The sequence below is a fragment of the Sphingomonas hankyongi genome (genome assembly GCF_023516575.1).
Lineage (GTDB): Bacteria > Pseudomonadota > Alphaproteobacteria > Sphingomonadales > Sphingomonadaceae > Sphingomicrobium > Sphingomicrobium hankyongi.
In genome coordinates, this window is sequence record NZ_JAMGBE010000003.1 from 54252 (window position 1) to 75812 (window position 21561).

The following is a 21561-nucleotide window of genomic DNA, read 5'->3' on the forward strand; positions in this document are numbered from 1 at the left end:
TTTCGCATTGCGGGCCATCAAAAATCACGAGAGCTGCTCCTCGCGTCTTTCAAGAACGGAACCAGCAACCTTATTCGCTTGAGGAGCTGATCAACTTGACGTGGTCTGCTTGTCCACACGATGATTACTGCGACCCCTAGCAAAACAGCTCCGACTAGGAATCGAAAAGGACTCCAATTGGGAACTGCGAGCGAAGCGATAACGCCCAAGATCATTAAGACTGATTGGCCGAGCAGTGGCATGCACTCCCTGATGGAGGTTCGGTCAATAACGAAAAGGGCGATGCTATCCACTGCGCAACGTACCGACCATGCTAGTGCCGCACCGGGCAAACCCAGCAAGCGCACCAGAAGGTAAAACATTGCCGCGTAAGGAATTATCTCAGAAATCATCAGCAACGCTGTAAGTTTTGGCTCGCCGCGAGCCAGTATGTGCCCATGCGGCACGCGAGCGAAGCTGTTGATCCAGACACCTAATAACAGGATGCATGCGATGGGCGCAGTTTTTAAGCCCAGCTCGGGGCCGAGCCAAATCGTGAGAAAGGGCGGAGCGGCAAATATCATCAATAGCGTTGAAGGTGTCATGGCGAAGGCAAGCGCAGAAATCGCTTGCGACGCGAGGCGCCTGGACTCACGCAATTCAGCAGAAGCAAGTCTTGGAAAAAGCGCCGACATTATCGCGCCAGGAACAATGAGGACCTGCCACACAAGGTTGAAAGGGACGACGTACACTGCGACAGCCGTTGAACCGAGGATGGCGCCAATCGCAAAGCGATCCCAGAAAACCATCAAAGGCCCGACGACATTGGAAACTGTTGTCCACCCGCCGAAACCTAAAAGTCGTCCAGTCTCTCTTGAGCTGGCCATTTGAAATCGTTCTACAGGGATTGCTTGAACGCACGCGGGGACGAGCAGCAGGAAGACGAACGAACGCGCTACGAGCGAGGCAGCGAGCAAGTTCGGCAAATCTGGTCCCGACCAGATCGCCACCATGAGCGGCAAGACCGAAGTGGCAATGGTGCCTGCACTCGAAATTAGGTTGATTGTGAGAAATTTTTGACGCCCTTCTAAGGCGCCAACGAGCACACTCTGAGCAATCCCGAAAGGCAGTGCGGCCACCAGGAAAGGAAGGGCACTTCCGACTTCCTCTTGTAGACCCAGTTCATGTGGGTCCAGCCTCATCAGGCCCAATCCGAACTTGGCCAACGGGGCGAATGCAAGAATGGCCATTAATGACAGGACCAGCGACATCAATGCGCTCGTCCAGAATATGCTACTACGCTCGCGGCTGGATGCATCTGCTAATCTTGCAATCTTTTGCGCCGTCGCGCGGCCCAAACCAAAGTCAAACAGACCGAAGTATCCGACCAAGAGCCAACATATAGCTAGCAAGCCATATCTGCCCGTGCCGATCACCTTGATATAGAGCGGAACGGTGACAATCGAGACTGCCAGCGGAATGAGCGCTCCGGCAACGTTGTAGCTCGTGTGCCGGACGACGCTCATGCGGCTCTCTTCCTCGGTGAAGTCGCGACATGCAAGGTCTCGCTAGAATTCGACAACCTGTCGTGCCAAGGCGGGCTGATGTGCGGCATTGCCGGAGTGATTGGCGAAGCGGCCCGCGATGCTGGCCTGCTGTCGCGCATGGCGCAGACCATCGCGCATCGCGGACCGGACGACGAAGGCATCTGGAACGACGCCGAGGCTCTGATCGCGCTGGTCAATCGGAGGCTGGCGATCATCGACCTGTCTCCGCACGGCCACCAGCCGATGCTGTCCGCGGACGGCAGGTTCGTGCTCACCTTCAACGGCGAGATCTACAATCACGCGGAGCTGCGCGACGAGCTGGAGGCGAGAGGGGCCGTACCATCTGGAGGATGGCGCGGACATTCGGACACCGAGACCCTGCTCCAGGCCATTGCTTCGCTCCGGCTTGAGCCCGCGCTCGAACGATGCGTCGGCATGTATGCCTTCGCTCTGTGGGACCGGCAGGAGCGGACGCTCCGGCTGGTGCGCGACAGGTTCGGTGAGAAGCCGCTCTATTATGGCTGGGTGGCCAAGGACTTCATGTTCGCCTCCGAGCTCAAGGCCATTCGCGCGCACCCGCGCTTCGAAGGCGAGATCGATCGCCGGGCGCTCGCGCTATATGCGTCGCGGACCTACATCCCCGCGCCGCTGTCGATCTATCGGCGCATCTTCAAGCTGGAGCCGGGGTGCATCCTCGACGTGCCGCTGGATGCTGCCGGGAAGCCGCTCGAAGAACCGCCGTCCACCGACAGTCCGGCGTCCGGGCTCTCCGTCACCCGCTACTGGTCTTACCGGGACGTATTGCTCAGCGGCCTGCGGGATCCGATCCGCGACGAAGACGAAGTGCTTTTCCAGCTCGAGTTCGTGCTTGCCCGCGCCGTTCAAAGCCAGTCGATAGCGGACGTTCCCGTGGGCGCGTTCCTGTCGGGCGGGATAGATTCCTCGGCGATCGTCGCGCTCTACCAGAAATATTCGTCGCAGCCGGTGCGAACGTTCACGATCGGCTTCCGCGAAGAAGCGTTCAACGAGGCAGATCATGCGCGGGCCGTCGCCCGTCATCTGGGTACCGAGCATAATGAGCGCGTCGTAACGGCGCGCGAGGCGCAGGAGGTCATCCCGCAGCTGCCGCGGATCTACGACGAGCCTTTCGCGGATTCGTCGCAAATCCCGACCTTTCTCGTGAGCCGCTTCGCGCGCGAGCAGGTCACTGTGGCGCTGTCGGGCGATGGAGGCGATGAGCTGTTCGGTGGGTACAATCGTTATTTCGGCACCGGACGCTTCTGGTCGAAGCTGAAGCTGTTGCCGGCTCCAGTGCGTGCGGCGTTGGCGGCACCTCTCGGGCGAGTCCCTCCGTCCGCCTGGGACCTTGTCGGGAAGGGCGTCCTGGGAAAGCGCCGCCCGCCCTATTTCGGCGCGAAGGTCCGCAAGACGATGCGCTCAATCGCCGGAGCGAGGAGCCTCGACGGTGTCTTCGCTACGTTCCTGGACGAGTGGGCAGGGGAGCCTTCACCGGTGCTGGGCGCCGACGTGGACCCGAAGCTCTGCGCGTTCGACCTCAATCTACCCGGCGCTCCAGACGCAATGCGGATGATGTACTGCGATGCGGTCAGCTACCTGCCGGACGACATCCTGTGCAAGGTCGACCGCGCGACAATGGCCGCTAGTCTCGAAGGGCACGCGCCCTATCTGGATCACAGGGTAGCGGCATTGGCCGCGCGCATCCCGAATGGAATGAAAATCAGGGGTGGCAGCGGAAAACACATCCTGCGAAAGCTGTTGTATCGGGAGGCGCCGCGCGAACTTTTCGAACGCCCCAAGGCCGGCTTCGGCATACCGGTGGGCGAATGGATCAAGGGCCCGTTGCGGGATTGGGCTGAGGGTCTCCTCGACTCATCTTCGCTGAGCGCTGAAGGCTGGTTTGACGCCGACATCGTTCGGGCCCGCTGGAAACAGCATCTGAACGGAGGCCGGGACTCTACCCAGGCCCTGTGGGCGATACTGATGTTCCAGGCGTGGGTGCGTGAGGAACGAACAGACGTCGCAGCGGCAGCGTGAGTACAGCACACGATCGAACCGAACATCCCGTAATAAATGCCGTTCGACGAATGTGGGTCCTGTTGCCTACAAACCACATAGACACGGAGGGTTTTTTGTCCGAAGCGAATTAGGGAAACTTTATTTTGGACCAATTGTTTTCCGTCGGGTCTGGACCAGGAGTGTAGTCGATGCGGGCTTTGCGTTCGAGCGGAGTTGTGGGCGTTCTGGTAGCCGGATCGCTCTTCGTCAGTTCAACGGGTGCCGTTGCCGCTACCAATGTCAGCGCTGCACAAATCAATCCTTGGGGGGCCTTGACCGCGCTCAGCGGCGGTGCGCCTGCCGCTGCCCTGTGCGGCGCCGCGGCTGCGGCCGCGGCTGCCCAAGCGGCTCCGGGCTGCGTGCTTCCGGTCAACGATGCGGCGCCTGTCGCCACGCCGCCGCCTCCGACGCCCGTGCCCGTACCTCCGGTCGAGCCGATTGGTGGCGGTTTCGGCATCAATCCGCTTCTTCTGGCGCTTGGTGCGCTAGCAGCCGGCGCCCTGATCTACTTCCTGGTGCACGACAGTAATAACAATAACGACAATAACGTCAGCGCCGCTTGAACGCTGGTTGTTCTGCTCTGATCGAAAGGGAAGAGGCGTCATGAACTCTCGGTTTGTCACAAGGGCGTGTGTTGGAATGGCCGGGATGCTGGCGTTGCCCGGCATTGCGCTCGCGCAGGGGTGGACCCCCGGGTCCGAAATTGTCGGGCAGCCTCTGCAAGTCACCACCAACGGGGTGACGAACACGGTCTATCTCGACGCTGGCGGTAGCGCTCGAATCATCAGCCCGGGAGGCAATGTCGTTCCCGGAACCTGGACCGCTGCCAATGGTCAGCTCTGCTTGAGCACAGGGACTGCGCAGGAGTGCTGGCCCTATGCGGGACCGTTCCAGGCGGGACAACCGCTGACCCTGACTAGCTCGTGCAATCAGAGCTCGACCTGGCTGGCTTCGTCGACCAATGCCGGTCAGCGACCGGGCGGTGAGCGCGGCCGCTAAGCACCACATTTCCGGAGCTCAGGTGGCGGTCGCATCCTCAGATGTGGCCGCCAGCCTTTTGTGCAGAGCCTCGACGGAGCCTTCATGCGTCAGGTCGAGGTGTAGCGGAGTGACGGATACGTAACCGTCGGCAATCGCCTCCAGGTCCGTGAGGTGTCCGGGGGTTTCAACCATCGGGCCGAGCCCGAACCAGTAATAATCATAGCCCCTGGGGTCCGTCCGCTGGACGATTCGGAGCCGCCCGTAATCGCGGAGCCCCTGCCGGCAGACTCGAACCCCGCGGACGTCCTCCGGCGCCATCGCCGGGAAATTGATGTTGATCAGCGTCCGCGGCTCGGTTTCGAACTCGAGCAGCGGCGCGAGCACGCGCTCGGCCCAAGCTTCCGCAGCCGCGAACGGCACCGTGTCTCCCATTCCCTCGCGCGAATAAGCTTGGCTCAGTGCGATGGATCGCACGCCAGCGAGAGCGCCCTCCATCGCCGCCGACACCGTTCCCGAATAGGTGACGTCCTCCGCCAGATTTGCCCCGCGATTGATCCCGGACAGGATTACGTCTGGAGGCGAATCCTTCATCACATGTGCAAGCGCGAGCATCACTGCGTCTGTCGGCGTCCCGGTGACGGAGAAGCGACGCTCCCCGTGCCGTCGCAGTCGGACCGGCTGGGTGAGCGTCAGCGAGTGGCCAGCTCCGGATTGCTCTTCGGTAGGAGCTACGATCCAGATGTCATCGCTGAGCGTTCGTGCGACCGACTCGAGCAGCTTCAGGCCCCTGGCGTTCACGCCATCGTCGTTGGTGAGAAGGATGCGCATGGCTCCGCTATGCCGTTCGTCCCGCAATGGGGCAATCTGGACCGCGCTTGTGACGCTCTTATGCGCCATATCCGCAACAGCCGGGCGATTTCTTCACTTGCCGTACGTAAGTTCTTGTTCAGCCAACCGCGCGTATTTATAGGCGCGTTTGGGGATAAGCGGCTTTCCCATAAGCTACGGGAAAGTCAGTGCTATTTGCCTCCGGCTGCACCGCTTGCCGGCCGCAGCCAGCGGCAGCGTTTTGGACTGTTTCGCAATGTGGGGCGGACCGGTCCAGTGCGGGGGAGGGATTATGGCTACTGCACTTGTCGACCTTTACGGCGGCGACGATTTCGAACCTTTTGATCGGATCATCCTTCCGGAGGCATATCGGCCTTCGGACGAAGACGAATTCATGTCTTCTAAGCATCGCGCTTACTTCCTCCGAAAGCTGAAGGCTTGGAAGGACGCGATCATCGAGGAGTCGCGGGCAACCATGGCTCAGCTTCAGGTCGATTCACTGCGTGAGCCGGATCTGGCCGATCGCGCTTCCAGCGAAACGGATTGGTCGATCGAATTGCGCACTCGCGATCGTCAGCGCAAGCTTATCGCGAAGATCGATTGTGCGATCCGCCGTCTCTACGAAGGCGAATACGGCTATTGCGAAGTCACCGGGGAGCCGATTTCCTTGGCGCGGCTGGAAGCGCGGCCGATTGCGACCATGACGCTTGAGGCGCAGGAGCGGCACGAGCGGATCGAAAAGGTTTCGCGGGACGACTGAGTCCCGCGACTCGCGGGCTAATGGTGCGTGAAGTGGCCGGCGAGCTCGTCTTTCAGTTTTAGCTTTTCTTTCTTGAGGCGGTGGAGAAGGTCTTCGTCGGGGTGGGCGCGGTGCTCTTCCTCTTCGATCATCGCGTGGAGCGCCGCGTGCTTGGACTCCAATTCCTCGACCTGTGCCTTGTCCATCGGTGCCAATCCTTTCGTGAAAGCTGCTGTCACCAGGGCGTAATAAATCACGATTCGATCCCTTTGTCTTGATCCTTCTCTCGTCTGGTCCGGTGCAGCGAGCGGATCGTCGATGTCTCGGCGTCGGTTCCTCCCAGAAGCCTGCTGCGCTAGAATGGCGTTCGATGAACGACGACGAGCCTGGCGCCGATCTGGAAGCGCTGAAGGCAGAACACCGCAGACTTGATGAGCGGATTCGGGCCCTGTCCGCAGAGCACGGACCAGATCAGCTCGAAATTGCGCGCCTTAAGCGCAACAAACTGCGTCTAAAGGATCAGATTCAGCGGATCTCCGCGGGGAATATACCTGATATCATTGCCTGAATTCTGTCTCAGCGCGGGACAGTTGGGCTCAATATGCGCGGCATTCGCCGAGTCGGCGTTTTCATGAGCATGCAACGGTGGCACTCTTCAGGGCCGATGACCGACTCAGAGCCATTCCAGCCTCAGGTGCGAATCACCTCACGGCTCATCGACTCGCTCTACACCGAGGCGATGCTGCTCGCCGACGAGGCGCGCTCCTACTTCGACGATATCGGGCGCGAGGATCGCCGAACCCTGGAGCCGTTCGCGCGGGTTGGCTTTGCCTGCGAGTCGCTCAAGGTCACAACCCGGATCATGCATATCGTCGCCTGGCTGCTCACCCAGCGCGCAATAGAATCCGGTGAAATCCCGTTCCGCAATGGGCATCGGCCGGAACGGCGGCTCGGTCATGCGCAGGACAGCGACGAAGCGGTAGTTGCACAACTCCCCGATGCGGCGCGCAAGCTCATCCAGGCCAGCTCAGATCTCTATGCACGCGTGAGGCGCATCGACGAGGACGGCCTCGAAGCCGAGGAAGCGCCGCAGAGTCCGGCGCGCGCCTTGATGGGCCGGCTCGAACGCGGGCTTGTCGGAGACAGCCCCGCCTGACTATTCCGCGAGGGTGCGCAGCTTCGCTTTCTACCCTGGTCCAACGCTCCTCGCGGGAAGCGAACGACTCCAAGAATTGATCGACCGGCTGCCGGATGGACCCGTCCTCCTGGTGAGCGATCGTTCGCTCGTGCGATTGGGTCTGCTGGACGGGTGCCGCGAGAAGCTTGCAGCGAGCGGTCGCGACCACATCCTGTTTGACGACGTCGAGGCGGACCCTTCGCGAGCGACTCTCATGAACGCGGTTGACCTGGGTCTATCCACCGGGGCCGTATCGGTTATCGGGTTCGGCGGCGGCAGTCCGATGGATGTCGCCAAGCTCGCTGCTTACCTGCTCGGCTCTGGCGACGAGCTGGATACCATCTGGGGCGTGGATATCGCGAAAGGCCGACGGCTCCCGCTCGCGCTCGTGCCGACGACTGCCGGGACGGGGTCGGAAGCAACACCGATATCGGTGATAACCTGTGAGGGCGGGGTGAAGCTCGCGGTGAATGCCCGGCCTCTTATCGCCGACGTCGCATTGCTCGACCCGGAACTCACGGTGGGTCTGCCGCGCCAGGTCACGGCGGCTACCGGCATCGATGCGATCGTCCATGCGGTTGAGGCCTACACTTCGGCACGGCTGAAAAATCCGATATCGGACGCTCTCGCGCGGGAGGCCTTACGGCTGCTGACCGCGAACCTCGTGCAGGCATGCGATCGACCGGACGGCCGCGATGCGCGGAGTGCGATGTTGCTAGGTGCGCACCTCGCCGGCCTCGCATTCTCGAATGCGCCAGTGGCGGGCGTGCATGCGCTGGCATACCCGCTCGGCGGCCTGCACCATTTGCCTCACGGACTCAGCAATGCGCTGATGCTGAGGCCGGTGCTGGAGCATAACGCCGAAGCCGCGCGCGAGCTCTACGCGGAGCTCGCGCCGATCGTGGATCCATCGTGCGAAGCAGCCGGCACGCAGGGTAAGGTTCGAAGCCTGATCGACGGGCTCGAGCAGCTTTGCGAAGCAACCGGTCTCAAGCTTCGCCTGCGCGACCACGGCATCCCCGAGGACGACATGCCAAGGCTTGCACAAGAGGCCATGAAGCAGATTCGACTCCTCGTAAACAATCCGTGCGAGATCAGCGAAGCCGACGCCCAGCGTCTCTACGAGGCGGCATGGTAACGCGCGAAGCGCCCGCCATCTGGCGTAAGTTCACGACCCGTTGGGCAGACAACGATGTCTACGGGCACGTCAACAACACCGTCTTCTACCAGTGGTTCGACACGGCGGTGAACGCGTGGCTGGTGGAGCAAGGCATTCTCGACGTCCGGAACGGCGATCCTATCGCGCTCGTCGTCGAGACGCGCTGTGCCTATTTCGCACCGCTGGCGTTCCCGCAGGACGTTGAGGTTGGCCTGGCGATTGCCGAGCTCGGTCGCTCCAGCATGCGATATCGGATCGGAGTTTTCGCATCTGGCGATGAGCAAGCCGCGGCGCAGGGCGACTTCGTGCACGTGGCGGTAGATCGGGCAAGTCGTAAGCCGGTTGATCTACCTGCAGAGTGGCGAACGAAGCTGGAGGCGATCCGCGCCTAAGCGCAGATCCGCGCTTTCGCGTCCTCATACTGCTTGGCGAGCATGTCGATATATTCTGCTGCCGGACGAACGCGGTCGATCACCCCGATACCTTGTCCCGAACCCCAAATGTCGCGCCAGGCTTTCGCCTTGCTGCCATCGGCTCCAAACTTCATCGTCGACGGGTCGCTCCGTTCCAGATTATCCGGGTCGAGGCCCGCGGCCACGATCGACGGGCGCAGATAATTGCCGTGCACGCCAGTGAAGAGGTCGGTGTATATGATCTCGGAAGCGCTGCCCGCGACAATCCCCTGCTTATACTCATCGCTTGCGCGCGCTTCATCGGTCGCGATGAACGGCGAGCCGATATAGGCCAGATCAGCTCCAGCAACCGTCGCCGCGAGCACGGCGCCACCAGTCGCGATGGCGCCGGACAGGATCAAAGGCCCGTCGAACCACTGCCGGATTTCCTGGATGAGCGCGAATGGGGACCAGCGCCCGGCGTGGCCTCCGGCACCTGCGGCGACGGCGATGACACCATCGGCGCCCTTTTCCACCGCCTTTCGCGCAAACCGGTCATCGATCACGTCATGCAGTGTGATCCCGCCCCATGAGTGGACGGCCTCATTGAGCTCGACGCGCGCTCCCAGCGAGGTGATGACGATCGGCACCTTCCATTTCGAGCAGACATCCATGTCGTGCTCGAAGCGGTCGTTGGACCGATGGACGATCTGGTTGACTGCGAACGGCGCGGCTGGGCTCTCGGGATGGTCGCGGTCCCAATCTGCAAGAGCCTCCGTAATTTCGTGAAGCCATTCGTCGAGCTGGGAAGCGGGCCGGGCGTTGAGCGCCGGGAAGCTGCCCACGATGCCTGCCGTGCATTGTGCGATGACGAGCTTGGGGGTGGAAACGATGAACAAGGGCGCCCCGATCACGGGAATGCGCAAGCTCGAAAGGATTGGCGGAAGGCTCATTCAGATCCGGTGATAGCTGCGAAACCAGTCGATGAAGAGCGGCACGCCTTCGTCCAGCGTCGTCTTCGGCTCGAACCCGTGATCGCGCTCGATCGCGCTGATGTCCGCGAACGTGTCCTTCAAGTCCCCCGGCTGCATGGGTTGTGGATCGATCAGCGCCTTGCGCCCCGTCGCCTGCTCCAGCAATTCCACCACGCGCATGAGGTCTTCGCTGCGGTTGTTTCCAATATTGTAGATCGCGTGCGGCGCTGTGCTCCCACCTGCTTTGGTCTCGCCGTTATCAGCGGGAGGGGCATCGAGGGACGCGAGAATGCCCGCGACGATATCGTCTATGTAGGTGAAGTCGCGACGCATCTCCCCACGATTGTACAGCGGCAGCGGATCGCCCGCGAACAATGCCTTCGCGAAGATCCACATCGCCATGTCAGGCCGGCCCCACGGACCATAGACCGTGAAAAAGCGAAGCCCCGTTTGCGGCAGCCGATAGAGGCTCGCATATGTCTCGCTCATCAGCTCGTCGGCCTTCTTGGTCGCTGCATAGAGCGAGAGCGGATGGTCGACGCGGTCTTCGACGCGAAAGGGCAGGCTCTTGTTGCCTCCATATACCGATGAGGACGAAGCGTAGACGAAGTGGCTGGAAGCTCGCTGGCGCGCCAGTTCGAGCATGTTCGCATGCCCGACCATGTTCGACTGCACATATGCCTCGGGATGCTGAAGGCTGTATCGGACTCCCACCTGGGCGCCCAGATGGATGATGCGGTCGAAGTCCGCCGCTTCGGAAAAACGAGCGAGCGCGCTTGAATCGGAGAAATCCACCAGATCGAGACGGAAGCCTTCCCCGAAGTCCGCGATCAGTCGGTCGACGCGCGCGCGCTTGAGCCCGGGATCGTAATAATCGTTGAGAATGTCGATGCCGATGACCGTGTCGCCGCGTCCCAGCAGCGCACGCGCGGTCGCGGCGCCGATGAAACCTGCAGCTCCGGTGACGAGAACGGCCATGACCCGGCCTTAGGGGGTGCAGAGGCGCGCCGAAAGGCCCTAGAGGCTTTCTGTGAATCGTAGCTGGACCTTTGCAATAGACCGAGGCGGGACCTTCACCGATGTGGTGGCGCGCTCCTCCGACGGGCTGCTGCGTGTCGAGAAGCTCTTGTCGGAAGATCCAGCCCGATACGAAGATGCCGCCCTCGAGGCGATCGGACGAGTGCTCAGCGCAGAAGGCGGGACCGTTCGCGAAGTTCGAATGGGAACGACGGTGGCTACCAACGCCCTGCTGGAGCGGAAAGGCGAGCGCCTCGCTTTGGCGATCACGCGAGGTTTCGGCGACGCGTTAAGGATCGGATACCAGGCGCGCCCGCAGATCTTTGCGCGACACATAGTGCTGCCTTCGATGCTCTACGAGCGCGTGATCGAGATCGAGGAACGCGTCGGCGTCGAGGGAGATGTGCTGCTTGCACTCAACGAGGAGCGCGCGCGAGAATCACTGGCCGAGGTGCTGGCCTCGGGAATAGACGCGATCGCGATCGTGTTGATGCATGGCTGGAAATTCCCGGCGCATGAGGCCCTTCTGGCGGCCATAGCGCGGGACGTCGGGTTCAAGCAGATCTCGGCCAGCCATGAGGTCGCGCCACTCATCAAGCTGATCGGGCGTGGCGACACGACGGTCGTCGATGCTTATCTGTCGCCCGTCCTTCGCCGCTATGTGGATCGCGTGGCTGCGGGGCTTCCGCCCGAATGCGACCTGCATTTCATGCAGTCGAACGGCGGCCTTGCCGAAGCAACGGCATTCCGCGGCAAGGATGCGATCCTGTCCGGCCCGGCCGGCGGTGTCGTGGGCATGGTCGCCGCCTGTCAGGCGCATGATTCCGAGCATCTCATCGGATTCGACATGGGCGGAACGTCGACCGACGTGTCGCACTATGGCGGACAGTTCGAGCTCGCCGACGAAAGTGTCGTTGCGGGCGTTCGAATCCGCGCGCCAATGATGCAGATCCATACGGTCGCCGCCGGCGGAGGCTCGATCTGCCGCTTCGACGGGATGCGCTTCCGTGTCGGGCCGGAATCCGCCGGCGCGCAGCCCGGGCCGGCTTGCTACCGTAATGGCGGACCACTCACGGTAACGGACTGCAATCTGTTTTTGGGCCGCATCGATCCCGGACATTTTCCGGCGGTGTTCGGGCCGACTGGCGACTTGGCGCTCGATCCGGACGCATCGCGCGCCAGGCTTCAGGAAATCGCTGACCAGCTCGGCGGGCAAAAAAGCCCTGAGCAGATCGCCGAGGGGTTTCTCGAGATCGCCGTCGACAACATGGCCGCCGCGATCCGGAAGATCTCGATCGCGCGAGGCCATGACGTCAGCCGTTATTCCCTGGCTTGCTTCGGCGGGGCAGGGGGCCAGCACGCGTGCCGCGTTGCAGATGCGCTGGCCATGGAGCGAATCCTGATCCATCCGCTTGCCGGCGTTCTTTCCGCCTACGGGATCGGTATCGCCGACGTGAAGGCGATCCGCGAGATCAGCTGGATCAGGGCGCTCTCCGAGGATTTCTCCGCCAAACTCACTGAGCTGGAGCAGCTCGCCCGCGAGGTTCTGTTGGAACAGGCCATTCCGACCGAACGCATCGAATTCGTGCGGCGTGCGCGACTGCGCACGGCCGGGAGCGACACCACGCTCGACATCATGATCGGACCTCCCGAGCGGATGCGGCGCGAGTTCCTCGACCTCCACCGCCGGCGCTTCGGCTATTCCGACGACGAGGCTGAGATCATCGTCGATGCCCTCGTCGTCGAGGCAATCGGCCGGTCCGAAGCATCTTGGCAGGGCTTTTCGAAAGATCACCGCGCAGGCGAAGTCGTCGAGGGACCGGCACTGATCTTCGACCCTTCGTCGACCACAATGGTCGAAGCTGGATGGCGCGCCGAACGGATGGAAGACGGCACGCTTATCCTGGATCGCTCAGTTCCACTCGACCGCGCGAAGGCGATCGGCACCGACGTCGACCCGGTGCGCCTTGAGATTTTCAACAACCTCTTCATGGCGATTGCCGAAGAGATGGGCGTTGCACTCCAGTCCACAGCGACGAGCGTAAATATCAAGGAGCGCCTGGATTTTTCGTGCGCGATCTTTGATGCGTCAGGGGCGCTGATCGCCAACGCGCCCCATATTCCCGTGCACCTGGGCTCGATGGGAGAAAGTATTCGCCGCATCATCGACGTGCGAGGGCAGGGGAGGGATGGCCGCGGCATCCGGCGTGGGGACGCTTATGTACTGAACGATCCCTATCGCGGGGGAACGCACCTTCCCGACATCACGGTGATCGTGCCGGTCTTCTACGGCGAACGCGACGCAGAACCTGCGGCCTTCGTCGCTGCACGAGGACATCATGCCGACATCGGTGGGATCGCGCCCGGCTCCATGCCGCCAGACAGCCGCAGCATCGACGACGAGGGTGTGCTGATCGACAATGCGTTGCTCGTCGACGAAGGTCATTTCCGAGAAAAGGAAATCCGCGAACTGCTGGTCTCGGGCGATTGGCCTGCACGCAACCCCGACCGAAACATTTCCGATCTCAAGGCGCAACTTGCCGCCTGCGTGCGCGGCGCCGAAGTGCTCGCGCAGACGGCAGACGAATATGGTGCCGATGTCGTTGCCGCATACATGGGCCACGTCCTGGCGAATGCAGAGGAATCCGTCCGTCGCCTGCTGGATCGCCTGGACGACGGTGAGTTCAACTATGAGATGGACAATGGCGCTCGGGTTCACGTGCGCATCAGAATCGACAAGGCGACCCGCTCGGCAACGTTCGATTTCACCGGTACGAGCGACCAGCTGCCGGACAATTTCAACGCGCCATATTCGATCGTTCGTGCGGCATCGCTTTACGTGATGCGTACCCTGATCGACGATACGATCCCGATGAACGACGGCTGCCTCCGGCCGATCAGCCTAATTGTGCCCGAAGGGTCGATGTTGAACCCCCGCTATCCAGCGGCGGTGGTCGCCGGCAATGTCGAGACCAGCCAGGTCGTGACCGACGCTTTGTTCGCGGCGACGGGCCGGCTTGCGCCTAGCCAGGGGACGATGAACAACTTCACCTTCGGCAACGACAGGCACCAATATTATGAAACGATCGCGGGCGGCTCTGGAGCGGGACCGGATCATGACGGCACCAGTGCCGTGCAGACGCACATGACCAACAGCCGCCTAACCGATCCCGAGGTGCTGGAGACGCGACTCCCGGTCGTATTGGACCGGTTCGCCATCCGCGCCGGTTCCGGCGGAGCGGGTATGCATCATGGGGGAGATGGGGTCGTTCGCGCGGTGACCTTCCTTGAGCCGATGCGCGCAAACATCCTCGCCAACCGGCGGCGGTTGCCGCCGCGGGGGATAGCTGGAGGCGAAGATGCGCAGCCGGGCCGCAACTGGGTCGAGCGGGTGGATGGATCCGTCGAGATGCTGACGGCCACGGATTCGGCGGACATGCAGCCCGGCGACCGTTTCGTGATCGAGACACCCGGCGGCGGCGGGTTCGGAGCGAAATCGTGAACTATTGGCCGCTGCTGGGTATCGCATTGGTGGTTCTCGGCTTCGCGCTGAAGCTAAACCCAATGCTCGTGGTCACCGTCGCCGCAATCGCCACTGGACTGCTCGCCGGGATGGATGTCTTCGAGGTCATCTCGACTTTCGGGAAGGCGTTCAACGACAACCGCATCATTGCGATCGTGTGGATCGTCCTGCCGGTGATCGGCCTCCTGGAACGCTTCGGCCTCCAGCAGCAAGCCGCGTCCCTCATCCAGCGCCTGCGGAACGCGACCGTGGGGCGGCTGCTCGTCCTCTACCTGCTCTACCGCCAGCTGACGGCAGCGATCGGCCTTCATTCGACTGCCGGCCACCCACAGACCGTGCGCCCGCTGGTCGCGCCGATGGCGCTGGCGGCCGCCGAAAAGGAGCATGGTGAGCTCGACGCCAAGCTCACTGAGAAGGTTAAGGCTTATTCCGCGGCGACTGACAACGTCGGCCTCTTCTTCGGAGAGGATATCTTTTTCGCGATTGGCTCGATCGTACTCATCCAGCAAACGCTGGTGACTTACGGTTACAACCTCACTCCGCTCGACCTAGCCGTGTGGGCCATTCCCACAGCCGCCTGCGCCTTCTTCGTTCACGGCGCCAGGTTGCTGCTGTTCGACCGTTGGCTGCGGAGGACGAAGCATTGATCACGCTTCACTGGCTGTACGCGCTCGCCGGCGCGATGTTCGCGGCCATCGCCTTGCTCTCGGCCCTCGATCGATCGAATCGCAAGCGTTTCGGCAACGCGGCTTTCTGGGGACTGATGGCGATGAGCCTCCTTGCCGGCGACCGGATTGGTGATTTCGGCAACGGCCTGCTTGTGCTCGGTCTGGCCGGTCTGGCAGGCTTCGGCTTCATAGGTCGCAGCAGTCCGGCGACGACGAGTGACGAGGAACGGCAGCGTTGGTCCGACAGGCTCGGCAATCGCCTATTCCTCCCCGCGCTCATCATCCCCGCGACCGCTCTCCTCGGCACGCTCCTCTATAACCACACTTCGTTGGGCGGGCTCGGCTGGATCGAACCGAAGCGCGAAACCTACGTATTCCTCGCCCTTGGCGTGCTGCTGGCGCTCGCCACGATCTTCATCTGGTTGCGCCCTCCAGCCGTCGCGCCCTTGCAGGAGGGCCGGCGGCTCATCGATGCGATTGGCTGGGCGGCAGTGCTTCCGCAGATGCTTGCGGCCCTGGGAGTCTTGTTCGCCGCCGCCGGGGTCGGCGAGATTATCGGCTATGGCGCCCAAATGATCATCCCGGGCGGCAGCCTGTTCCTGACGACCGCCGTGTTCGGCATCGGAATGGCCCTTTTCACGATGATCATGGGCAACGCCTTCGCGGCCTTCCCGGTGATGGCTTCAGCGATCGGAGTGCCTTTGCTGATCAGATATCATGGCGGTGATCCAGCGGTGGTCGGCGCAGTTGGAATGCTCGCCGGCTTCTGCGGGACTTTGATGACCCCCATGGCTGCCAACTTTAACCTGGTGCCCGCGGCGCTCCTGGAGCTCAAGGACCAATATGCGGTGATCAAGGCGCAGGTTGCGACAGCGCTGCCGTTGCTGATCATCAACATCGCCATCATCTATTTCGCGGCTTTCCGATGAAGCTCGACCAGGAACTGGGAGGAGCGTTCGCGCGGATTGCCCTGGGGCATGTCGCGAAGGAATATCCGCACAAGCTGGATCATGTGCTGGGCAGCGACGATGACGCGCTTCCGCCGCGCGTGGTGCATCCGATCTTCTTCGGCAGCTTCGACTGGCACAGTTGCGTGCACGGATGGTGGACGCTGCTGACGGTGCAGCGACTGTTTCCGGAGATCGCCGAGGCCGCCGCCATTACCGACTTGGCGGCGAGGTCGTTCACGGCGGAAAAGGTCGGGGCCGAGCTGGCCTACCTCGACCGCCCTTTAAGCCGAGGGTTCGAGCGTCCTTACGGCTGGGCCTGGCTGCTCGCGCTGCATCTCGAGGCGTCCCGGCATTCCGAAGAGTGGAGCGAACAGCTGGTGCCCCTGGCGCGAGCTTTTGCGGAGCGGCTCCGCGATTACCTCCGCATCCTGACTTACCCAATCCGCGTGGGCACCCATTTCAACACCAGCTTCGCGCTCATTCTTTCATTGGAATGGGCCGATGCGAATGACGCCGACCTCGCCGATGCCATCCGTGATCGCGTCTCGAACTGGTTTTCGAACGACCGGGATTGCCAGGCGTGGGAGCCCGGAGGAGACGAATTCCTCTCGCCGGCCCTGATCGAGGCCTTGTGCATGGCTCGCGCTCATCCCGCATCTTTCGCCGACTGGGTGGGAGCCTTTCTTCCCCGATTGTCCGAGCGCCAGCCTGCGACCTTGTTCGAGCCTGCCTTCGTCGGCGACCGAAGCGACGGAAAGATTGCGCATCTCGACGGCTTGAACCTTAGCCGAGCATGGTGCTGGCGCAGCATCGCGCCATTTTTGGCTGAGCCGGAGCGTTCAGTCGCTCAGGCGGCGGCCGAAGATCACCTCGCGGCCGCGATGCCGCACATCGCGGGCGATTATATGGGCGAGCATTGGCTCACGACGTTCGCGCTGCTCGCGCTGCTCTCGGACGGCAGGGGCTGACAGACCGGGGTCGACTGAAGAAGCGCATCACCACCTACCGCTTCGTAAAGGTCGATGAGGGTTTGCGCAGCCACGAGGCGCGCCTGAACCAGCGTGATCTGTGCCAAATAGTAAGATCGTTGGGCGTCCAGGCTGCTGAGGAAGCTGTCGATGCCCTCCCGATAGCGTGCTTCCGTCAGCAAATAAGTATCCGCCGTGGCCGCCTGCTTCCTTTGGTTGGCGGCGACTTCGTCGTTGATGGTTCCGCGCCGTGCGAGTGCGTCGGCGACTTCCCGGAATACCGTCTGTACCGTGCGCTGGTATGTCGCGACGGCCGCGGCCTGCTGGGCTTCGCTGAGCCGGACGTTCGCCCGCGACGCTCCCGCATTGAAGATCGGATAGGTGATGCCGCCGGTCAGGCTTCCACCGAAATTACCGCCCGTGAGCAGCTCGCCGAGCGCCGTGCTCGCCACACCGAGAAGGCCGGTGAGCGTGATGCGCGGGAAGAGGGCGGCACGTGCAGCGCCGATTTGGGCGTTCGCAGCGCGCAGCTGATATTCCGCCTGCACCACGTCAGGGCGGCGAAGAAGGACATAGGAGTCCAATCCGGCCGGCAGTTCCGCGATGCTACCCGCCGCTTCCTCTATCGATGCCGGAAGCAATGCCGGGTCGATCTCTGCGCCTACCAGGAGGCGCAACAGATTGACCGTCTGGGCGCGGCCGGTTCGTTGGCGGGCGAGATCCGCCTGCGCCTGCGCAAGGATCTGTTCGGCCTGCCGCAGATCGGTGCGCGGAGCGACCCCGCCTTCGAGCCTTAGACGAGTGAGGCGAACGCTCTTCTCCGCGCTCGCCGCAGTCTGCTCGGATATGCGGAGGAGGCTGACGTCCGCTCCGGCGTTGATCCACGCGCTGGCGACGTCCGCGACAAGCGCGAGCCGAGTTGCGCGGGCGCCGGCTTCCGTCGCGAAATATCGGTTCCGTTCGACGTTCGTGAGGGAGCGCAGGCGGCCGAAGAGGTCGATCTCGAAATTGGGCACACCGACGCCGGCCGAGAAATCGGCGCTTACACCGGAATCATTTTGTCCGCCGCTGACCGTAGTGCCCGCGCGAGCGTCGACTTCCGGAAACTGCTGCGAACGCTGTATTCGATATTGCTCGCGCGCGGCGGCTATGTTGGCGGCCGCGACCGCGAGGTCGCGATTGTTCGCAAGCGCTTGCGCAATCAAAGTCTGCAGGCGGCGATCCTGGAAGATTTGCTGATAGGTGACCGTTGGAAGCGTGGTTTCCGACTGGCGAAGATAAGGATCGCCTGCGGGCCAGGATGCCGGGATCGACGGGTTGGGCTGAACGTAAGCCGGCTCCATCGACGCGCATCCCGCCGTCAGGAGCGACACGAGGACCGCAGAGCGCTTCATGCCTGGGCCTCGTTTCGGCGCTTCATGCGCTCGCGAATAATCACCAGCCCGTCGCGCACGCCGCGGCGTACGAGAACGAAGAACAGCGGGATGTAGAAGACCGCCAGGATCGTCGCCGTCAGCATTCCGCCGATCACCGCCGTCCCGATCGCAAGGCGGCTGTTGGCGCCTGCGCCGGTCGCAAGCGCAAGCGGAAGGACGCCGAAGATGAATGCGAAGCTCGTCATCAGGATGGGCCGTAGTCGAATGCGAGCTGCTTCGATGGCGGCTTCCAGGACGCGCTTCCCCTGGCGCTCTGCGCGCTCGGCAAATTCGACCATCAGGATCGCGTTCTTCGCGGAAAGGCCCATCGTCGTGATCAGGCCCACCTGCAGGTAAACGTCATTCTGCAGGCCGCGCAACGTGACCGCAAAGATCGCGCCGACGAGGCCGACCGGAATGACCAGGATCACCGCGAGCGGGACGGACCAGCTTTCGTACAATGCCGCGAGGCAGAGGAAGACAACGAGAAGCGAGATTGCGTAGAGGAAAGGAGCCTGTCCTGACGACAAGCGCTCCTCGTAGGACTGGCCGGACCAGGCGACACCGACACCCGGGATTTGCGACGCGAGCTTTTCGATCGTGTTCATCGCGTCGCCCGTGCTCTTCCCGGGAGCGGGCTGCCCCTGGAATTCGTACGACTGCAGGCCCTGGAACCGAGAAAGGCTGATCGGGGCAGTCGACCACGACGTTTGCGCGAAGGAGGAGAAGGGCACCATCTCGCCCTGGTCATTCCGGACCGACCATTGGTCGATATCCTCCGGCTTCGACCGGAAGGGAGCGTCCCCCTGAACATAGACGCGCTTGACGCGTCCGCGATCGATGAAGTCGTTGACGTAGCGACCGCCCCAGGCCGAAGCGAGCGTGTTGTTCACGTCCGCCGTGTTCAATCCGAGCGCTGAGATCCGCTGCTGATCCATGTTCACCTTTAGCGTGGACACGTCCGGCAACTCGGCAAGGCGCACCTGCTGAAGGCTCTGCTCGCCTTGTGCCATTTGCAGTAGCCGGTCCCGAGCCTCCTCGAACTTCTCCTGCGGCATGCCGCTCGTATTCTGGAGCTGAAGGTTGAAGCCGCCGGACTGGCCCAGGCCGCGGATCGCGGGCGGGATCAGCGCGAAGACCTGTGCGTCGCGATAGTCGCTGAAGGCAGTACGCGCGCGCTGGACCAGCGCGTCGGCGTTATTCTGCTTGCCATGGCGATCCTCGAACGGCGCCAGGTTGATGAAGGACTGGCCGGCATTTTGGCCGGTCGCCCCCTGGCCGCCGCCGGCAACGATGAAATAATCCTTGAAGTTCTTCTTGTCGGGCCCGTTCATTAGATAGTTCTCTACCGCGAGCTGCATCTCCTTCGTACGCTCGAGCGTCGCGCCCGCGGGAAGCCGGAATTGAATCTGCATCGCACCCTGGTCCTCGGTGGGCAGGAATCCGGTCGGCAGCCTGAAGAACATGAAAGCAAGCGCGGCGCAGACGAATGCGTATCCGCCAAGGAACAGCCATTTGCGCTCAACCACGAAGGTGACGTTGCTGACGTACCAGTCGCGCAGCCGATCGAAGCCCTCGTTGAAGCGGGTTCGCCCTTTCGACAGCAATCCGGCCGGCCCGGGGAAGCGGCGACCGAAGCTGGTGTCGAGCGGGTCGACGTGCGTCCTCCGCAGCACGCTGGCGGCGATCGCCGGGCTGAGCGTCATTGCGACGAACACCGACAACACCATCGCTGAGACGATGGTCGCCGAGAATTGGCGGTAGATGACGCCGGTAGAGCCGCCGAAGAAGATCATGGGCAGGAACACCGCCGAGAGAATGAGCGCGATCGCGACGAGCGCCATTTGGATCTGGCCCATGGAGACCATGGTGGCTTCCCGGGGCGTGAGCTCGGGATTCTCTTCCATGATCCTCTCGACGTTCTCGACGACGACGATCGCATCGTCGACCAGCAGGCCGACGGCGAGCACCAGTCCGAAAAGCGTCATCGTGTTGATCGAGAAGTCGAGCATGTAGAGCACGCCAAACGTCCCCATCAGCACGACTGGTATCGCGATCGCCGGTACCAAAGTTGCCCGCCAGCTCTGCAAAAAGACAAACATGACGATGATGACCAGGATCATCGCCTCCACCAGCGTCTTGACGACCTCTTCGATCGAAAGCTTGATGAAATCCGTCGTGTCGTAGGCGTAGGCGAAGCGGTAGCCGGGCGGAAAGCTCTTTGAGATCTGCTCAACTCGATCCTTGACGAGGTCGGCAGTCTCCAGAGCGTCTGCGCCGGGAGCGAGGAAGATGGCGATACCCGCGCCGGGCTTGCCGTTCAGCCGCCGATCGGAGCTGTAGTTCTCGGCGCCGAGCTCGACCCGGGCGACGTCCGCGACACGGACCCTTGCGCCCGAAGCGTCGGCTTTGACGATGATGTTGCGGAACTGTTCGGGCGTCTGGAATCGCGACGATGCGGTGACGGTCGCATTCAGCATTTGCCCTGGAAGCGCAGGAGTGCCGCCGACTTCTCCGGCAGCCACCTCCACGTTCTGCGCGCTTATCGCGTTGATGACGTCGCCGGGCATCAGCGAAAAGGACCGGAGCTTCGCCGGATCGAGCCAGATGCGCATCGCATAGGGGGCACCGAACACGTTGACGTCGCCAACGCCGGGGAGCCGGGAGATCGTGTCCTGCATGTTGCTGGAAAGCCAGTCCGACACGTCCATGTCTGTCGTACGCCCGGAATCGTCGTAGACACCGATGATCAACAGGAAGTCGGTCGACGACTTGGTGACGCGGATGCCCTGCTGCTGAACCTGCTGGGGAAGGCGGGATAGGGCCGGCTGCACGGCATTCTGGACCTGGACCTGGGCGATGTCCGGATCGACGCCTTTTTCAAAGGTGACGTTGATCGTCGCCTGCCCGCGCGAGCTCGACGAAGACTGGAAGTACATCAGCCCGTCCAGGCCGGTCAGCTGCTGCTCGAGCACCTGAGTGACGCTGTCCTGGAGGGTCTGGGCAGAAGCGCCCGGATAGGTTGCGCGCACGTTCACCTGCGTAGGCGCGACGTCCGGATATTGGGCGATCGGCAGCTTGTTGATCGCGCCAAGACCCAGCATCGTAATGATGATCGCGATCACCCATGCGAAGATCGGGCGATCGATGAATACTCGGGACATGGAG

19 protein-coding genes are annotated in these 21561 nt (G+C 62.4%); 12 read left to right on the forward strand and 7 right to left on the reverse strand.

Going from position 1 to position 21561, the window contains the following annotated elements:
- Positions 1 to 17 precede the first annotated feature (17 nt).
- Complete coding sequence (locus tag LZ538_RS08835) at positions 18 to 1505, reverse strand: flippase (RefSeq protein ID WP_249831657.1); 1488 nt, start codon at positions 1503 to 1505, stop codon at positions 18 to 20.
- On the opposite strand from LZ538_RS08835, the gene asnB reads away from it, so the two are divergent.
- The 3 genes from asnB (at position 1488) to LZ538_RS08850 (ending at position 4601) form a co-directional block, all read left to right on the forward strand.
- Positions 1488 to 3581, forward strand: a complete 2094-nt coding sequence (gene asnB, locus LZ538_RS08840; protein ID WP_249831658.1) for an asparagine synthase (glutamine-hydrolyzing) — start codon at positions 1488 to 1490, stop codon at positions 3579 to 3581. The genes LZ538_RS08835 and asnB overlap by 18 nt on opposite strands.
- A 170-nt stretch (positions 3582 to 3751) precedes the next feature.
- A complete protein-coding gene (locus tag LZ538_RS08845; RefSeq protein ID WP_249831659.1) occupies positions 3752 to 4165 on the forward strand; it encodes a hypothetical protein in 414 nt (137 codons plus the stop codon).
- A gap of 76 nt (positions 4166 to 4241) precedes the next feature.
- On the forward strand, positions 4242 to 4601 hold the full coding sequence (locus LZ538_RS08850; RefSeq protein WP_249831660.1) for a hypothetical protein: 360 nt from the start codon (positions 4242 to 4244) through the stop codon (positions 4599 to 4601).
- Between the two features lie 18 nt (positions 4602 to 4619).
- On the opposite strand, the gene surE is transcribed toward LZ538_RS08850, so the two are convergent.
- Positions 4620 to 5411, reverse strand: coding sequence for a 5'/3'-nucleotidase SurE (surE, locus tag LZ538_RS08855; RefSeq protein WP_249831661.1), 792 nt, complete (start codon positions 5409 to 5411; stop codon positions 4620 to 4622).
- A 394-nt stretch (positions 5412 to 5805) separates the two neighbouring features.
- Here surE and dksA point away from each other — a divergent pair, with 394 nt between their 5' ends.
- On the forward strand, positions 5806 to 6171 hold the full coding sequence (dksA, locus tag LZ538_RS08860; RefSeq protein ID WP_249832194.1) for an RNA polymerase-binding protein DksA: 366 nt from the start codon (positions 5806 to 5808) through the stop codon (positions 6169 to 6171).
- A gap of 17 nt (positions 6172 to 6188) precedes the next feature.
- On the opposite strand, the gene LZ538_RS08865 is transcribed toward dksA, so the two are convergent.
- The gene (locus LZ538_RS08865; protein WP_249831662.1) at positions 6189 to 6407 is read right to left on the reverse strand and encodes a DUF465 domain-containing protein; all 219 of its coding nucleotides are present in this window, start codon (positions 6405 to 6407) and stop codon (positions 6189 to 6191) included.
- A 113-nt stretch (positions 6408 to 6520) separates the two neighbouring features.
- Here LZ538_RS08865 and LZ538_RS08870 point away from each other — a divergent pair, with 113 nt between their 5' ends.
- From LZ538_RS08870 to LZ538_RS08885, 4 genes are all read left to right on the forward strand, one after another.
- Positions 6521 to 6718 (forward strand): YdcH family protein, encoded by a 198-nt coding sequence (locus LZ538_RS08870; RefSeq protein ID WP_249831663.1) that lies wholly within the window; start codon positions 6521 to 6523, stop codon positions 6716 to 6718.
- Positions 6719 to 6814: 96 nt separating this feature from the next.
- Positions 6815 to 7306, forward strand: coding sequence for a DUF1465 family protein (locus LZ538_RS08875; RefSeq protein WP_249831664.1), 492 nt, complete (start codon positions 6815 to 6817; stop codon positions 7304 to 7306).
- Positions 7307 to 7319: 13 nt separating this feature from the next.
- Complete coding sequence (locus LZ538_RS08880; RefSeq protein WP_347402769.1) at positions 7320 to 8465, forward strand: iron-containing alcohol dehydrogenase; 1146 nt, start codon at positions 7320 to 7322, stop codon at positions 8463 to 8465.
- A complete protein-coding gene (locus LZ538_RS08885) occupies positions 8459 to 8878 on the forward strand; it encodes an acyl-CoA thioesterase (RefSeq protein WP_249831666.1) in 420 nt (139 codons plus the stop codon). Before LZ538_RS08880 ends, LZ538_RS08885 begins: the two co-directional genes overlap by 7 nt.
- Here LZ538_RS08885 and LZ538_RS08890 read toward each other — a convergent pair.
- Positions 8875 to 9831, reverse strand: coding sequence for an NAD(P)H-dependent flavin oxidoreductase (locus LZ538_RS08890; protein WP_249831667.1), 957 nt, complete (start codon positions 9829 to 9831; stop codon positions 8875 to 8877). The two genes, LZ538_RS08885 and LZ538_RS08890, sit on opposite strands and share 4 nt — an antisense overlap.
- A complete protein-coding gene (locus LZ538_RS08895) occupies positions 9832 to 10830 on the reverse strand; it encodes a GDP-mannose 4,6-dehydratase (protein ID WP_249831668.1) in 999 nt (332 codons plus the stop codon). It abuts the gene before it with no gap.
- 52 nt (positions 10831 to 10882) lie between these two features.
- Here LZ538_RS08895 and LZ538_RS08900 point away from each other — a divergent pair, with 52 nt between their 5' ends.
- The 4 genes from LZ538_RS08900 to LZ538_RS08915 are packed head-to-tail and all read left to right on the forward strand — an operon-like array spanning position 10883 to position 16978.
- Positions 10883 to 14371: a hydantoinase B/oxoprolinase family protein gene (locus LZ538_RS08900; RefSeq protein WP_249831669.1), complete on the forward strand. Its 3489-nt coding sequence runs from the start codon at positions 10883 to 10885 to the stop codon at positions 14369 to 14371.
- Positions 14368 to 15039: a DUF969 domain-containing protein gene (locus LZ538_RS08905; RefSeq protein ID WP_249831670.1), complete on the forward strand. Its 672-nt coding sequence runs from the start codon at positions 14368 to 14370 to the stop codon at positions 15037 to 15039. Before LZ538_RS08900 ends, LZ538_RS08905 begins: the two co-directional genes overlap by 4 nt.
- Positions 15036 to 15989, forward strand: coding sequence for a DUF979 domain-containing protein (locus tag LZ538_RS08910; RefSeq protein ID WP_249831671.1), 954 nt, complete (start codon positions 15036 to 15038; stop codon positions 15987 to 15989). Before LZ538_RS08905 ends, LZ538_RS08910 begins: the two co-directional genes overlap by 4 nt.
- Positions 15986 to 16978, forward strand: a complete 993-nt coding sequence (locus LZ538_RS08915) for a DUF2891 domain-containing protein (protein WP_249831672.1) — start codon at positions 15986 to 15988, stop codon at positions 16976 to 16978. The genes LZ538_RS08910 and LZ538_RS08915 overlap by 4 nt, the downstream gene beginning before the upstream one ends.
- Here the strand turns inward: LZ538_RS08915 and LZ538_RS08920 are convergent.
- Positions 16912 to 18372, reverse strand: a complete 1461-nt coding sequence (locus LZ538_RS08920) for an efflux transporter outer membrane subunit (RefSeq protein ID WP_249831673.1) — start codon at positions 18370 to 18372, stop codon at positions 16912 to 16914. The genes LZ538_RS08915 and LZ538_RS08920 overlap by 67 nt on opposite strands.
- The gene (locus LZ538_RS08925; protein ID WP_249831674.1) at positions 18369 to 21557 is read right to left on the reverse strand and encodes an efflux RND transporter permease subunit; all 3189 of its coding nucleotides are present in this window, start codon (positions 21555 to 21557) and stop codon (positions 18369 to 18371) included. The genes LZ538_RS08920 and LZ538_RS08925 overlap by 4 nt, the downstream gene beginning before the upstream one ends.
- Between the last annotated feature and the right edge of the window lie 4 nt (positions 21558 to 21561).